General features: G+C 70.7%; 12 protein-coding genes. 10 read left to right on the top strand and 2 right to left on the bottom strand.

Annotation, left to right across the window (positions count from 1 at the left end; genetic code table 11):
• The first annotated feature begins 3 nt into the window (after positions 1-3).
• The 3 genes from KBI44_02440 to KBI44_02430 are packed head-to-tail and all read left to right on the top strand — an operon-like array spanning position 4 to position 3,055.
• Positions 4-2,229 carry a sulfatase gene (locus tag KBI44_02440; GenBank protein ID MBP9143315.1) on the top strand — a complete coding sequence of 742 codons (2,226 nt, stop codon included), beginning with the start codon at positions 4-6 and terminating at the stop codon, positions 2,227-2,229.
• A gap of 57 nt (positions 2,230-2,286) precedes the next feature.
• Complete coding sequence (locus KBI44_02435; GenBank protein ID MBP9143314.1) at positions 2,287-2,532, top strand: PspC domain-containing protein; 246 nt, start codon at positions 2,287-2,289, stop codon at positions 2,530-2,532.
• 28 nt (positions 2,533-2,560) lie between these two features.
• Positions 2,561-3,055 (top strand): nuclear transport factor 2 family protein, encoded by a 495-nt coding sequence (locus tag KBI44_02430; protein ID MBP9143313.1) that lies wholly within the window; start codon positions 2,561-2,563, stop codon positions 3,053-3,055.
• A gap of 12 nt (positions 3,056-3,067) precedes the next feature.
• Here KBI44_02430 and KBI44_02425 read toward each other — a convergent pair whose 3' ends face one another.
• Positions 3,068-4,306 carry a DUF3179 domain-containing protein gene (locus KBI44_02425; GenBank protein MBP9143312.1) on the bottom strand — a complete coding sequence of 413 codons (1,239 nt, stop codon included), beginning with the start codon at positions 4,304-4,306 and terminating at the stop codon, positions 3,068-3,070.
• Between the two features lie 32 nt (positions 4,307-4,338).
• Positions 4,339-5,343 carry a class I SAM-dependent methyltransferase gene (locus KBI44_02420; GenBank protein ID MBP9143311.1) on the bottom strand — a complete coding sequence of 335 codons (1,005 nt, stop codon included), beginning with the start codon at positions 5,341-5,343 and terminating at the stop codon, positions 4,339-4,341.
• Between the two features lie 253 nt (positions 5,344-5,596).
• Here KBI44_02420 and KBI44_02415 point away from each other — a divergent pair, with 253 nt between their 5' ends.
• The 7 genes from KBI44_02415 (at position 5,597) to KBI44_02385 (ending at position 14,779) form a co-directional block, all read left to right on the top strand.
• Positions 5,597-7,504: a LysM peptidoglycan-binding domain-containing protein gene (locus KBI44_02415; protein ID MBP9143310.1), complete on the top strand. Its 1,908-nt coding sequence runs from the start codon at positions 5,597-5,599 to the stop codon at positions 7,502-7,504.
• A gap of 116 nt (positions 7,505-7,620) precedes the next feature.
• Complete coding sequence (locus tag KBI44_02410; GenBank protein MBP9143309.1) at positions 7,621-8,448, top strand: MBL fold metallo-hydrolase; 828 nt, start codon at positions 7,621-7,623, stop codon at positions 8,446-8,448.
• A gap of 54 nt (positions 8,449-8,502) precedes the next feature.
• On the top strand, positions 8,503-8,853 hold the full coding sequence (gene purS, locus KBI44_02405) for a phosphoribosylformylglycinamidine synthase subunit PurS (protein ID MBP9143308.1): 351 nt from the start codon (positions 8,503-8,505) through the stop codon (positions 8,851-8,853).
• Positions 8,850-9,560: a phosphoribosylformylglycinamidine synthase subunit PurQ gene (gene purQ, locus KBI44_02400; protein MBP9143307.1), complete on the top strand. Its 711-nt coding sequence runs from the start codon at positions 8,850-8,852 to the stop codon at positions 9,558-9,560. The genes purS and purQ overlap by 4 nt, the downstream gene beginning before the upstream one ends.
• On the top strand, positions 9,557-11,833 hold the full coding sequence (purL, locus tag KBI44_02395) for a phosphoribosylformylglycinamidine synthase subunit PurL (GenBank protein ID MBP9143306.1): 2,277 nt from the start codon (positions 9,557-9,559) through the stop codon (positions 11,831-11,833). Before purQ ends, purL begins: the two co-directional genes overlap by 4 nt.
• Positions 11,834-11,880: 47 nt before the next feature.
• Complete coding sequence (locus KBI44_02390; GenBank protein ID MBP9143305.1) at positions 11,881-13,275, top strand: amidophosphoribosyltransferase; 1,395 nt, start codon at positions 11,881-11,883, stop codon at positions 13,273-13,275.
• 106 nt (positions 13,276-13,381) lie between these two features.
• Positions 13,382-14,779, top strand: coding sequence for a delta-60 repeat domain-containing protein (locus KBI44_02385; protein MBP9143304.1), 1,398 nt, complete (start codon positions 13,382-13,384; stop codon positions 14,777-14,779).
• Positions 14,780-14,825 lie beyond the last annotated feature (46 nt).

The following is a 14,825-nucleotide window of genomic DNA, read 5'->3' as shown; positions in this document are numbered from 1 at the left end:
GGGTTGCTCCTCGGGGGTTGCCGTGCCGCGCCGGAGGACGGACCGCAAGGCGGCTCCCAGCTCGACCTGCTGGCTCTCCTTCCAGAAGCGGAGCCGTGGTGTGAGACCGCGGAGCTCGACCTCGGTACGGCCGCTCCGGAGCCGGCCCTCATCGGCGGGTGGGGCGCGCCGTCGCGAGAGGTCGACACGTACCTTTGGGGCGCGGGTGAGCGCTCCGAGCTCACCCTTCGCCGCGCCGACGCGCGCGCCTTCCGCATCCGGATGCGCGGCTGGGCGCATCCGCGGCTGCCCGAAGGGCAGGACGTCGACCTTTCCCTGAACAACGTCGCTCTGCCGCGGGTCCGCCTCGGAGCCGCGCCGCAGTCGGTCGAAGTGGAGGTCCCCGAGGGCCTGGCGCGGCCCGGGCGGAACCGCCTGGTGTTCACCTATCCGGTCGTCGTCCCGACCGGTCGCTACGGTCAGCTCTACGGTCCGGCGTGGGACGGGTTCCGGTTCGACGGCGCCCGCGGCTCCACGGCGCCTCTCGCGCCGGCTGCGCCGGGAGGCGCGCTCGAGCTCCCTGCCGGCTGCGGGATCGACTTCTGGCTCGAGGCGCAGGGGGGCACGAGCCTCGTCGTCTCCGGCGTCGAGGAGCGCGGCGGAGCGCGACTCGAAGCGGACGCCGAGTGTGAAGGCGAGCCCGCGAGCTTCGGCGGCCTCGAGCGCTCGCGGCGCGGGCGGCGTGAACGTCCGCTGCGTGCCGCCGGTCTCTCGGTGGTGCCTTGCCGCGTCACGCTGCGCGCGGTGCTCGGCGCCGCAGGCGACTCCGCCGCCGCGGTGCGAATCGGCGCAGCCGGCGTGCACGGCGGGTTGCCTGCGCCCGAACCGCCTCGGCTCGCGGCGCCTGCGGCAGCCGCCGGCGCTGCCCCGGAGCCGAGCTTCGTGATCTACCTCGTCGACGCCCTGCGGGCGGACCGGCTCGGTGCCTACGGCGGTCCGCCGGGGCTCACGCCGGCGCTCGATCGCTTCGCGAAGCGGGCCGTGCTCTTCGAACAGGCGCGCGCCCAGAGCTCGTGGACGCGGCCGGCGGTCGCCTCGCTGTTCACCGGTCTCGCACCGCCGCGGCACGGCGCCACCGACGTCGAAAGCCGCCTGCCGGACGAGGTCGTGACGCTCGCCGAGCGCCTGCGCGAGCGTGGCTATCGGACGGGTTATGTCACGGCCAACGGCAACACCACCGAGGCCTTCGGCTTCGGCCAGGGCTTCGACGTCTTCCGCTGGCTTCATGGCCGGACCGAAACGGAGAAGGTGCGTTGGCGGTCGGTGCACGCGGCGGCACGGGAGTTCTTCGACAGCTTGCCGGCGGCGATGCCCTTCTTCCTCGTCCTGCACACCGTCGAGACCCACGCGCCGTACCGCCCCTCCCCAAAGCACCGCGCGCGCTGGGCGCCGGCGGCCGACCGTCAACTGGGGGAGCGCGACACGCTCGTCCTGCTTCCCGGGCAGGGGCCCGGGGAGGCGATCGTGCGCCAGGTGGGCGAGCTCTACGCCGCCGAAGTCGCGGACGCCGACGAGGGCTTCGCCGATCTCCTTCAGCTTCTGGCGGAGGCCGACCGGCGCGGGCGGCGCGCGCCGGCGTCGGTCCTCTTCCTCTCCGATCACGGCGAGGAGCTCTTCGACCATGGCAACGTCGAGCACGGCCGTACGCTCTACGAGGAGCAGCTGCGGATCCCGTTGCTCTGGTCCCTGCCGGACGGTGCCGGAGAGAGTGGAGACGCCGGGGGTGCCCCAGTTCCCGGCGCCGGCCGCAGGGTCGCTCTCCCGATCGACCAGATCGACATCGCGCCGACGCTGCTCGAGCTCGCGGGCTTGCCGCTCACGCCGGAGCTGCAGGGCCGCAGCTTCGCGGCCTTCCTGCGGGGTGGCGCGCCGCCGGCGCCGCGGTCGTCGGCGGCCTGGCTCGAGCGCCTGCACTTCCGCCAGGAGGCGGTCGCTTCCTCCGGCTTCAAGCTGATTCGGGATCTGCAGCCGCCCAGCGTGACCGCGATCGCCAGCGAGGAGCTCTTCGACCTCGCCGCCGATCCGCGCGAGCGCCAGCCGCTCGGCGAGGCAGGGGCGCTGCGTCTCGACTCCCTCCGAGCGCAGTTGCGGCGCTGGCGGGTCCTCACCGGCGCGCCCCTGGAGGCCGAGACCGCGGCGATCGACGACCGCCTGCGGCGCGAGCTCCAGGCTCTGGGCTACATCCAGTAGGCAGTTTGAAACGCTGGCGGTGGCGGTGCGTAGAATGGTCCAGGGAGGAGAAAGTCCATGGCCGAAGTTCGACTGCGTCGTTCGCGGGAGCACAAGGTGGTGGGTGGGGTCATCGGGGGCTTCGCGGAGTATTTCGACCGCGATCCGGGTCTGCTGCGGCTGCTGTATGTGCTGATCTCGATCGTTTCGGCGGCGTTCCCCGGCATCTTCGTCTATCTGATTCTCTGGGCCCTGATTCCCCAGACCGAAGCGTCGCGCGCGGTGGAGAGTCGCACCGCCTCCGATCCGATCGCAGTTCCCTGATTTCACGACCTTGCCCGAGGAGGGCGCCATGCTTCGAGCTCCAGACCTGTTCCGATCCAGCCTCGTTCTCGCGACGGCACTCCTGGTTTCGCTCTCCGCTGGGCCTCTCGGGGCGGCCGAAGCGAGCCCGGCCGCGGAGCGCGCGGTGATCGAAAAAGTGGTGACCGACGCCTACGTCGACGGGGTGCACAACTTCCGCGATCCGGCGGCGATGCGCCGCGGCTTCCATCCCAGCTTCGAGATGCTCTCGCTGCGCGACGGCAAGCTCGCCCGGTTGACGCTCGACAACTGGATCGAAGGGATGGAGGCGCGGAACTTGAAGGAGCCGCCGCCCAAGTTCTCGCCCGACGCGCCGCGCGAGACCACGGCGAAGTTCGTGGCGGTCGAGATCGCCGGCACCGCCGCGACCTGCAAGGTCGAGATCTGGCGCGGCGGCAAGCAGCTCTTCACCGACTTCCTGGCTCTCTACCAGTTCGCCGACGGCTGGAAGATCGTCGGGAAGACCTTCTACCGCCATCCCTAGGCGAGCTGGCCGTCAGTTCCGGCGCGCCGTGGTCTCCGGGTGGAAGGTCTGCCAGGAGTGCCAGAACTCCTGATAGCCGGGGAGCGGGGTGAGCGCGGTCCCGGCGCCGGGGCCGTCCAGGGCGACGCCAGTCTCGCTCCAGGAAGTGCCCGTCGAGCGGTCGCGGAAGCGGGAGGGGTCCGCGGTCGGCTCGAGGTCGACCGGGACGGCTCCGGACCGGGCATCGAAGACGAAGAACGAGGCGCCGTCGGCGCCCAGCAGCAGGACGACCGGCAGGTCGCCGATCCGATCCTGGATCACCCGCTCGCGGACGAGCTCGTTCCAGTCGAAGGCGCGCGCAACGGCACCCGCGATGACCCCTACCACCCAGGACTTCTCGCGCCAGCTTTCGCGATCGCGGCCGGTGAGCGCGCTCTCGTTCGTCCCGTCGTCGAAGCCTGCCATCCGCGCGTAACGGTCGGCGAACGCCGGATCGGGGTCCATGACGTCGGTCTCGGGATGCAGCGCCGCCCAGGCCGCCCAGGTCATCTGGCGCGAGGGGATCTCCTCGAGGCGCTTGCCTGCGCTTGAACCGATGACCGCTTCTCCGGTCGCCTGGCGCCACCAGCTGCCGGTCGTCGCATCCTCGAACAGCGCATTGAAATGGTCCATGCCGACCAGGCGGAAGCTCTCGACCTTGCCGTCGACGACCGGTCGAAAGACCCTGCCGGTGCGACAGACCGTGCAGTAGGTGACCATCACCGGCTGCCCGGCGACGACGTCGCGCACCTGGTGGTGATAGCCGATATAGCGGATCGGGTAGGCGCGCGAGCGGCGGGCACCGTCGGAAGCGACGAGCTCGATGCCAACAACCAGGGCGGAGGGCGGCAGAACCTGCGAACCGGCCTCCCGAAGTTCCCGGGCCGAAACGAAAGTGAGCTCCGAAGGCTGACGGAACATGACATCGGCCGACATCGGGCCGTTCACTTGATAGGTGGCGGCGCCCAGGCCGGCCAGCCCGAGCAGGGTGGCGATCCGCGCCCCCCGGCCGCCGCGCGCGAGGATCCGTGTCGCTGCCCAGAGGGCGACGGCGCCCGCGGCGATGCGGATCCCCCAGATGGCGCGATGGAGCGCGAAGGCGAGAGGAAGTGTCTGACCGCGCTGGCTGCCGGGGAAGGGCAGGATCCAGTAGACGCGCAGGATTTCAGCCGTGAGCAGCAACAGGAGCGCCGCGAGGAGGATCCAGCCGGTGGTGCGGACGGTGGTGCGCATGGTGATCTCTCCGGCCGGAAAGGCGACGACGCTCAGGCTTCGGCGGTGACGAAGAAGCTGGGGACGAAATCCGCCGCGATGCCGAGTGCGGCGAGGGTCCGGTAGTGCGAGCGCAGCTCGTCCTGAAAGGCGAGCGGCGCCCCGTTCGTGCCGTCGTGCTCGGCGACGAAACCGTCGTCGAGAAAGAACCGGTTCACTGCGTCGCCCAATGGCAGCAGGATCTCGGGCAGCTTGTAGTCGGGGAGCGCGGCATGGAAGGCGAGCCTTCCGAACCCGGCTTCACGCAGCATCTCCGCGAGCTCGGCGCGGGTGTAGGTGAAGCTGCGCAGCGGCTGGCCGCTCGCCGCCTGCCACTTGCGCAGGGCGAGCTCGCGGTCGAAGACCGCCACCTGCGACGCCCCGATGTGGTCGTCGGCTGCGCCGAGAAGGTACTTCAAGCCCAGACGATTCTCGATGCCGACGACCAGCTGCCCCTGCGGCGCCAGCAGTCGCCGGGCCCGCGCCAGGAATTCGACCTGCAACGCCCGCGGCTCGCCCGCGCGGAACTTCGGCACCCACTCGAGGACGCCGATACAGCAGGCGAGGTCGAACCGGGTCTCGAACTCGACGTCGAGGAAATCGGCCTGAACGAAGCAGAGGTTGGCGTCGACCCCCTCCTGCCGGGCGGCGGCGCGAATGAAGGCGAGGCGCTCCGGCGTCGGCTCGAGCGCCGTGACCGGGCCGAGATGGGCGAGCGGCAGGGCGATCTGACCCCAGCCCGAGCCGATGTCGAGGATCCGTGCGCCGAGAGGCGGCGGAAAGCGGCGGAAGAAGAGGTCGCGGGCGGGCGAGGTCACGATGGCGTGCAGCCACGGGTAGCTCTCGGCATAGCGCTCGGCGACGACCTCGCGCCAGGGCTCGCCCGCCTCGACCCGGTGCACGATCGCGAGCAGATCCGCGGCGCCGGTGTCGCGATAGGCGTCGCCCTGCCCGCTGGCGAACCAGGCCTCTCCGCCGCGTAGATGGACCGGCTCACCCCGGTGCTGAAACTCGATCATCGGAGCGCCCGCAGCGGTCGCGCCGCCGTGCGGCAGGAGGGAGCAGAGGTCGGTCGCATAGGCATCTTCCGACCGCCGATCGTATCGCTCGCGGCGCCCTTCTGGGTGCGGGAGAGCGCTGGCGCCGCCCAGCCCGATCCTCCGGCGGGGTGCCGGCGGGCTGCCGGCCCGGGGTTGCCGGACGTCTCAACCGGCCCGGGCCCTCCCGGTGGATGCACTGGCAATCCGGCCTCCGACCGTTACAATCGGCCAAATGACGGGACCGACCGAACGGCGCAGTGCGGGGCGGAAGCGGATTTCGGAGCCGGGGCCGCTGCGTCCGGTGACCGCAGGGCGATGGAGTTGCCTGCTCGCGGCAGGACTCCTGGTGGTCGCCTGCACCGGTAGCCCGTCGCCGCAAACGACCGCCGGCGCGGCGAGCCCGGCGGCGCCGGGCGGGTCGGCCGGGGCGGCCGGGGCGATCGCGTCGGGACCGGCCGGGTCTACGGGTGCGGTGCCGGTGCCGCCGCTCGCGGCCACGTCGTCCGCCCCCGTCGCGGACGGTGCACTGGCGCCGGCGAACGGCGCCGCCCAGGGGGTCGAGGAGCCGGGTTCGCTCGAGTTGCAGCCGGGAGACGAGGTCGAAACCGATGCCGGCCTCGACGGCGCTGCTGCCGTCGAGGCGGTCGCCGGAGACGATCCCGGCGCGCTCCTGCACGAGGCCATGGATGCCTATGCCTCCGCCGGGGTCTCCTGGGACCGCGGCGCCGCCGAGGAGGCGATCGCGACGCTCGATCACGCCTATGGGCTGCTGACGCGAATCGTCCTCGATCCCTCGCCGACCGGCGATGCCGTGCTCTCGAAGGAGAAGGACAACCTGCGGCGGCTGATCTCGCGGCGCATCGTCGAGATCTATGCCGCCCGCCAGACCTCGCTCGGCGACACCCAGGCGTCGATTCCGCGCGACATGAACCCGGACGTCGAGCGCGAAATCGCGAGCTTCCAGGGTCGCGAGCGCGCCTTCTTCCTCGAGGCCTACCGGCGCTCCGGCCTCTACCGGCCGATGATCGTCGCGCAGCTCCAGGAGGCGGGCCTCCCCGAGCAGCTCGCCTGGCTGCCGCTGGTCGAGAGCGGGTTCAAGGACCGGGCGCTCTCCTCCGCCCGTGCCCTCGGTCTCTGGCAGTTCATCGCTTCCACCGGATACCGCTACGGGCTGGACCGATCGAACTGGGTCGACGAGCGGATGGACCCGGAGAAGTCGACCAAGGCGGCAGTCGCTTATCTCACCGCCCTGCACGACCTGTTTGGTGACTGGCTGACGGCGCTCGCGGCCTACAACTGCGGCGAGCACGCGGTTCTGCGCCAGATCAACAACTCCAAGGTCAGCTATCTCGACCAGTTCTGGGACCTCTATTCGCGCCTGCCGCGCGAGACGCGGCGCTACGTGCCGCGCTTCCTCGCCACGCTCGCCATCCTCGAGGACCCGGCCCGCTACGGTTTCGAGCTCCCCGAACCGTACGCGCCGGTCCCTTACGAGACGACCGAGATTGCCCGGGCGACGCAGCTCGAGGCCCTGGACCGCGCACTGGCGCTCGAGAGCGGCACCCTGGCACGCTTGAACCCGGAGCTGCGCCGTAACGCCACGCCGAAGGAGCGCTACCTGCTCAAGGTGCCGCTCGGCACGGGTCCCGCGCTGGTGGCGAGCCTCGAGACTCTGCCGAAGTGGGAGCCACCGGCGGAGAGTGCGCAGGTCGAGGGCGCGACCTATCGCGTGCGGTCCGGAGATACCCTGTCGGGAATCGCGGCGCGCCACCGCACGAGCGTGTCGGCGATCAAGTCGGCCAACAACCTGCGCAGCGACCGCCTCGCCCTCGGGCAGCGCCTGCGGATCCCCGGCCGCGGCGGCAGCACCCGGTCCCCGGCGGCCGCGACATCTTCCGCAAGTCCGGCCAGCCCCGCCGGCGTCGCCCAGGCCGCAGCCGCCGCCGGGCCGGTCGCTCCGGCCGGCTCCGAGGTGCGCCATCAGGTGCGCTCCGGCGACAGCCTCTGGCAGCTCGCCTCGCGCTACGGCACCACGGTCGAGCGCATCCGGTCCGACAACGGCCTGCAGGGCAACGCGCTGCGTCCCGGCCAGGTCCTGGTGATCCGCGGCGTCGGAACGGCCGCGGCCGGCGGCGCCTGATCCTGAAGCTGTCCCCGCAGTGGCGCGAGCGGCCGGACGGCGCTCCAGAGCCAGCAGTGCGTGGAGTTCGCTGCCGGCCATCCGCCGCCGGCCGCCTGCGATAGACTCGCTCCGCCGTGCAGGCCCCCCTCAACTTCGAGGATCTTCCAGTTTCCTCTTCTCCCCTGCGGGCCGCGGTCCTGGGCTCGGGGAGCGGGGGAAATGCCGTCGTTGTCGAATCGGACGGTTTCCGGGTTCTCATCGACGCGGGCTTCTCCTGCAAGGAGCTCGAGCGGCGGATGCGCCTCCTCGGAATCGCCCCAGAGACGATCTCGAGCGTGCTCCTGACCCACGAGCACGAGGATCACGTCAAGGGAGTGGACCGTTTCGCCCGAAAGCACAAGCTCCCCGTCTTCCTCACCGCCGGGACGATGCTCGGGACCGTCCTCGGCGAAGAGGTCGTCCCACGCACGGTGCGGATCGAATCGGGCCGGCCTTTCGAGGTCGGCCCTTTCGCTGTCGAGGCGTTCTCGATTCCCCACGACGCCCGTGAGCCGGTCGGATTCGTCCTCCAGGACCGGGCCGGCCGGCGGCTGGGACTCGCGGGGGACATCGGCTGCCGCACGCAGCTCGCCTGGGGCCGGCTCGCCGACCTCGACTGCCTGCTGCTCGAAACCAACCATGACCTCGAGATGCTCCGCAGCGGCCCCTATCCCTGGGCGCTCAAGCAGCGCGTCGCCGGACGCCACGGGCATCTGTCCAACCGCGAGGCGGCGGACGGCCTGCCGGAGCTCCTCGCCGATCGCCTGCGCTTCGTCGTGCTCTACCATCTCTCGCGCACCAACAACCTGCCGGCGCTCGCCGGCGCGGAGGTCGCCGAGACCCTCGCGCGCGAAGGGTCGGCGGCCGAAATCGTGATCAGCAGTCAGTTCGAACCCTCTTCGTGGCTGGAGGTGGGGGCGTGAGGCCGGAAGCGGCCGCCCCGCCGGAGAGCCGCGCGGCAGAAAGGCGGGTGAAGTATGCGGGCTAAGGTGACGGTTTATCCGCGGCGCGAGATTCTCGATCCGCAAGGCAAGGCGATCCGCACCGCGCTGCAGCGCGTCGGCTTCGCGGAGGTCGTGGAGGTCCGGGCCGGCAAGAGCTTCGAGATCGACCTCGGTCCGGTCGAGCCGCAGCAGGCCGCCGAGCGCGTCGCCGCGATGTGCGAGCAGCTCCTCGCCAATACCGTGGTCGAGGAGTACGCGATCGAGATCGTCGGCGAAGCGCCAACGGGCGCGAAGCCTCCCGGCGCAGCGCCAACTGGCGCGGAGCCATCCAACAAGGCGCCTGTGGGCGCGGAGCCTTCCAACGCCAGGGGGAAGAGCTCGTGAGGTGCGGCGTCGTCCTCTTCCCCGGATCGAACTGCGACCACGACGTCTACCACGTGTTGAAGCACGTGCTCGAGCAGGACGTGGTCTACCTCTGGCACGAAGAGACGACGCTCAAGGGCTGCGACTTCATCGTCCTGCCGGGCGGCTGGTCCTACGGCGACTACCTGCGCGGCGGCGCGATGGCGGCCCTCTCGCCGGTGATGCAGTCGGTGCGCGAGCACGCCGCGAAGGGCGGACCGGTGCTGGGCATCTGCAACGGCTTCCAGGTGCTCACCGAGGCGCGCCTCCTGCCCGGAGCGCTGCGCCGTAACCGCGGACTGAAGTTCGAGTGCCGCGACACCTTCCTCCGGGTCGAGAGGAACGATCTCGATTTCACCAGCTGCTACCGGAAGGGACAGGTCCTGCGGCTGCCGATCGCCCATGGCGAAGGCAACTACGAGCATTTCCCCGAGGAGCTCGACCGGCTCGAGGCGAACCGGCAGATCGTCTTCCGCTACGTCTCGCCGGCCGGTGAGGAGGAGGACAGCTGGAACGCGAACGGCTCGGCGCGGGCGATCGCCGGCATCGTCAACGAGGCCGGCAACGTCCTTGGGCTGATGCCACACCCGGAGCGCTGCGCCGAGGAGGTGCTCGGCAACATGGACGGCCTCGGCCTCTTCCAGGGCATCGTGCAACCCGCGGCGCGCCTGGTCGGAGCGGCGCGATGACCGCCCCCAATGCCGCGACGCCCGCCGCGAACCCGCCGGTGGCCACGGCCGCCGAGCCGGTCGTCACCGTCGAGCTCGCCCGCGAGCACGGCCTCACCGCCGAAGAGTTCGCGCGGCTCCAGGGCTTTCTCGGCCGCAACCCGACGCTCACCGAGCTCGGCATCACCTCGGCGCTCTGGTCGGAGCACTGTTCGTACAAGTCGTCGAAGGTCTATCTGCGCGAGTTCCCGACTTCGGGTCCGCGGGTGCTGCAGGGGCCGGGCGAGAACGCCGGCGTGGTCGACATCGGGCACGGCTGGGTGGCGGTCTTCAAGATGGAGAGCCACAATCACCCGAGCTTCATCGAGCCGTTCCAGGGCGCCGCGACCGGCGTCGGCGGGATCCTGCGCGACATCTTCACGATGGGCGCCCGACCGATCGCCTGCATGGACTCCCTGTCGTTCGGCGAGATCGACGCGCCGCGCATGCGGTCGCTCGTCGACGGCGTGGTGCGCGGCATCGGCACCTACGGCAACTGCATGGGGATCCCGACGGTCGGTGGCGAGACGCGCTTCCACGCCGGCTACAACCAGAACATCCTGGTGAACGCCTTCGCGCTGGGCGTGGCCCGCCGCGAGCGCATCTTCAAGGCCAAGGCCTCGGGGCCGGGCAACACCATCCTCTACGCCGGCAGCCGCACTGGCCGCGACGGCATCCACGGCGCCTCGATGGCTTCGGAGTCGTTCGACTCCGAGAGCGCGAAGAAGAAGCCGACCGTGCAGGTGGGCGACCCGTTCGTCGAGAAGATTCTGCTCGAGGCCTGCCTCGAGGCGATGCGCTCGACCGCGATCGTCGCGATCCAGGACATGGGCGCCGCCGGCCTCACGAGCTCGATCTTCGAGATGGCCTCGCGCGGCCAGATCGGCTTCGTGCTCGACCTCGACAAGGTGCCGCTGCGCGAACCCGGGCTCTCGGCCTACGAGATGATGCTCTCGGAGTCGCAGGAGCGCATGGTCCTGGTGGTGAAGCGCGGCCGCGAGGAGGAGATCGCCAGGGTCTACCGTAAGTGGGGGCTCGAGGTGGCGACGGTCGGCGAGCTGCGTCCCGGATCGCGTGCCGAGATCCGCCACCGCGGCAAGGTCGCTGCCGAGATGCCGATCGCCCCTCTCACCGACGACGCGCCGGTCTACGAACGCCCGGTCGCCGTGCCCGCCGACCTCGCGCGCCGCCAGCAGGCGCCGGAGATCCCGCCGGTCACGAATCCGGCCGCAACGCTCGAGGCGCTGCTCGGGACGCCCGAGCTCGCGAGCTCGGAGTGGATCTGGCGCCAGTACGACCACACCGTGCGCACCAACACGGTCATCGGACCGGGTGGCGATGCGGCGGTGCTGCGGCTCAAGGGGACCCCCTCCGGCCTCGCCATGACCTCGGACGTGAACCCGGTCTACTGCGGGCTCGATCCGCGCCGCGGCGGCATGCAGGCGGTGGCCGAGGCGGTGCGGAACCTCGCCTGCGTCGGCGCCGATCCGGTCGGCGTCACCGACTGCCTCAACTTCGGCAACCCCGAGAACCCTGAGATCCTCTGGCAGTTCCGCGAGGCGGTGCGCGGCATCTCCGAGGCCTGCCGCGCCTTCGCGGTGCCGGTCATCTCGGGTAACGTCTCGCTCTACAACGAGACCGAGGGCCGCTCGATCCCGCCGACCCCGACGGTGGCGATGGTCGGGGTGATCGACAATCTGGGCGAGATGCCGGTGGCGCACTTCCGCAAGGCCGGGGATCGCATCGTCCTGCTCGGGACGGACCGTTCCGAGTTCGGCGGCTCGGTCTACCTGCGGCTGCTGCACGGCATCGAGCAGGGGATGCCCCCGGCGGTCGATCTCGCCGCGGAGGCGCGCCTCGCGCGGCTGCTGCGGCAGGCGATCGCGGGCAGCGCCGTCCATACAGCGCACGATCTTTCGGAGGGCGGCCTGGCCTTGGCGCTCGCCGAATCCTGTATCGGCGGCTTCGGGGCGGGCCAGACGGGTGCGGCCGGGCTCGGGGCCAGCATCACCGTCGAACTTCGGCCGCTCGACCTCTTCTCGGAGACGCAGGGGCGGGCGCTCGTGGCGGTGCCTCCGGCGCGGCTCGAGCGCCTGATGCGATTGGCGGAGGAGAACGGTGTGCCGGCACAGGAGGTCGGCGAGGTGGGCGGCAGCGACCTGGTCATCGTAGCCGACGGCGAGACGCTCCGGTCGCCGGTCGCGCGGCTGCACGAGATCTGGTCGACGGCGCTGCCGAAGGCGCTCGGACTCTAGGAACTGCGGCAGGGCAGGGGACTTCAGGGAGGCGGGGCGAACGGACCATGTGCGGCATCTTCGGCATCGACAACGCGGACGACGCGGCGAACCTCGCCTATCTCGGCCTCTATGCGCTGCAGCATCGCGGCCAGGAGAGCTCCGGCATCTGCGCCTGGGACGGCGAGCGCATGCACGTCGAGCGCGGCATGGGGCACGTTGCCGAGATCTTTCCGGACAAGGTGCTGGCGCGCCTCCCGGGGCGGCGGGCGATGGGCCATACGCGCTACTCGACGGCCGGCTCATCGGTGGTCGCCAACGCCCAGCCGATCGTGGTCAAGACCTCGATGGGGCCGGTCGGCATCGTGCACAACGGCAATCTCACCAACGCTGCGGCGATCCGCGCCCAGCTCGAACAGGGCGGCTCGATCTTCCAGACCACCAGCGACACCGAGGTCATCCTGCACCTCATGGCGCGCAATCCGCGCGCCGACGTCGTCGAGTCGCTGATGGTGGCGCTCGCGGAGGTCGAAGGGGCGTATTCGCTCCTCCTGGTCACCGACAGCTGCCTCATCGCGGCGCGCGATCCGCACGGTTTCCGGCCGCTCGCGATCGCCGAGTTGAACGGCTTCTACTGCTTCGCCTCGGAGTCGTGCGCCTTCGACCTGCTGGGAGCGAAGAAACTCCGGGAGCTCGAGCCCGGCGAGGTCGCCGTTTCGCGCGGTGGCCGGCTCGAGTCGTTTCGCCTGGCGCAGAAGGCCGAGCCGTCACGCTGTCTGTTCGAGCACGTCTACTTCGCGCGGCCCGACAGTGTGGTCTTCGGCGACTCGGTGGCCGAGGTCCGCCGCCGGCTCGGCGCGCAGCTCGCGCGCGAGGCGCCGGCCGCCGCCGACATCGTCGTGGCGGTGCCCGACAGCGGCCTCTATGCCGCGGTGGGCTACAGCCGAGAATCGGGTCTGCCGTTCGAGCTCGGCATGACGAGGAACCACTACGTCGGCCGGACGTTCATCGAGCCCAAGCAGTCGATCCGCAACTTCGGCGTCAAGGTGAAGCTCAACCCGGTGCGCTCGATCATCGCCGGCCGGCGGGTCGTGCTGATCGACGACTCGATCGTGCGCGGCACGACCTCACGCAAGATCGTGCGCATGATGCGCGAGGCCGGCGCTGCCGAGGTCCACCTGCGCATCTCCTCGCCGCCGACGCGCTGGCCCTGCTACTACGGCATCGACACTCCGCGCCGCACCGAGCTCATCGCGGCGCAGCAGAGCGTCGAAGAGATCCGCGCCTTCGTCGAAGCCGACTCGTTGGGCTACCTCTCCCTCGAAGGCCTGGTGGGCTGCATGGGCGGCGCCAAGGCGAGCTACTGCACCGCCTGCTGGAGCGGCGACTACCGCGTCCCCATCTCCGCCCACGACCGCCGCCAGAGCCTCCTCTTCCCCATCCGCGCGGAAGAGGAGTCGTAGCCGCTGGCCTCGACGCGGGTTGCGCGCCTGTCGCCCCCTCGGCCGGAACCCCGTTCTTCGATGTATGGGCGACTCCAGGTGGAATCGGCAGGAACGGAAGCACTCGGTGGGCGGGCGGGGAGCCCGGAGAGTCGCTCTTCTGCTGGTCGTCTGCACCGGCCTGCATCCGGGCGTGCTTCCCGCTCTCGCCCAGGAGGGCGACCCCGACCCGACCTTCAGTAGCGACGGCCGGGCGTACGTCACCTGGGGCGCGGAGGCGCGCAGCACGGCGGTCGAGGCGTTCGGGAACGGCAAGCTCCTCGTCGCCGGCGCCCTCGGTGCGGGTCCGAATGTGTTCGACGAATGGGCCGTCATGCTGCTCGGGCCGACCGGACTCCCGGATCTCCTCTGGTCCGGGAGCTTCGTCCCCTTCGATTTTGCCGCCGACGGCAGCGACGCCGTCGGGCCGATCCTCGACCTTCGGCGCGACGCGTCGGAGCGCACGCTCCTCGCGGGATCGGTCCTCGTCAGCGGGCAGGATTCGGACATCGTCCCTGCCCTGGCGCGCCTCACGGCGAGTGGCGAGCTCGACCCGACTTTTTCCGGCAACGGTCTGCAGGTGATCCCGGTACCGGCCGGCTGGTACTTGAACAGCATCGCGGCGGCGGAGATTCTCCCCGACGGCCGCGCCTACTTCGTCGGCACCTGCCAGTCCTGCTCGCCGGGCGGCGGTGTCAGCGCCTTCGCGCTGCGCACGTCGGCCAACGGAAACCCGGATCCCTCTTTTTCGTTCGACGGCTGGACGACTTTCTCGCTGGTCGTGGCGGACCTCACCTTCGGCCGGGCGCTGCGCACCGACACCGCCGGGAAGCTCACGGTGGCCTGCGCGGGGTTCAACAACGGCGCCGACTGGTCCAGCGTCCTGGTCCGCTTCGACGCGGTCGGCCAGCTCGACGTCGCGTTCGGCGGTGGCGACGGTGTCGGAAATCTCCTCGGCCCACTCGAAGGGCTACCCACCGATCTCGAGATCGATCGCGGCTCTGGACAGATCTACCTGTCGATCGGTAGCTCCTTCGACATCGCGAACGGCGGCATTGCGGGATTCACCGGGAACGGCAGTGTCCGCAGCGATTTTGGCGTCAACGGACTCGTCGACCTCGACCTGGAAGAGGGAGCAACGGTTTCGGCGATCGAGATCCAGGACGACGGAAAAGTCGTCGCCGCCGGCACGATCAACGCGACGGGCACGCAGCCAGCGGGATTCTTCGTCGCGCGCCTCCTGCCCTCCGGAGCGCTGGACTCGAGCTACGACGGCAACGGCGTGAACCGGATCGAGCTCGACCGCACCGCCGAAGCGGTCGATCGAAGCTACGCGGCGACCCTCTCGGCGGGGCGACTCGTCGCGGTAGGAAGCGCGGCGCACATCTCTCTCGAGGACGCCTTCGCGGTGGTCCGCGTCGAGAGTGCGCTCATCTTCGCGGACGGATTCAACCAGGGGAACGCCGCCCGCTGGCCTGGGAACTGACTCGCGTCCCGAATTGAATTCGAGCCGCGCCCGGCCGCCCCCAAAC

It is taken from the genome of Thermoanaerobaculia bacterium, from assembly GCA_018057705.1.
Classification (GTDB): domain Bacteria; phylum Acidobacteriota; class Thermoanaerobaculia; order Multivoradales; family JAGPDF01; genus JAGPDF01.
Note: the sequence above shows the minus strand (reverse complement) of the source record. Positions and strands in the feature narration are given on the sequence as shown.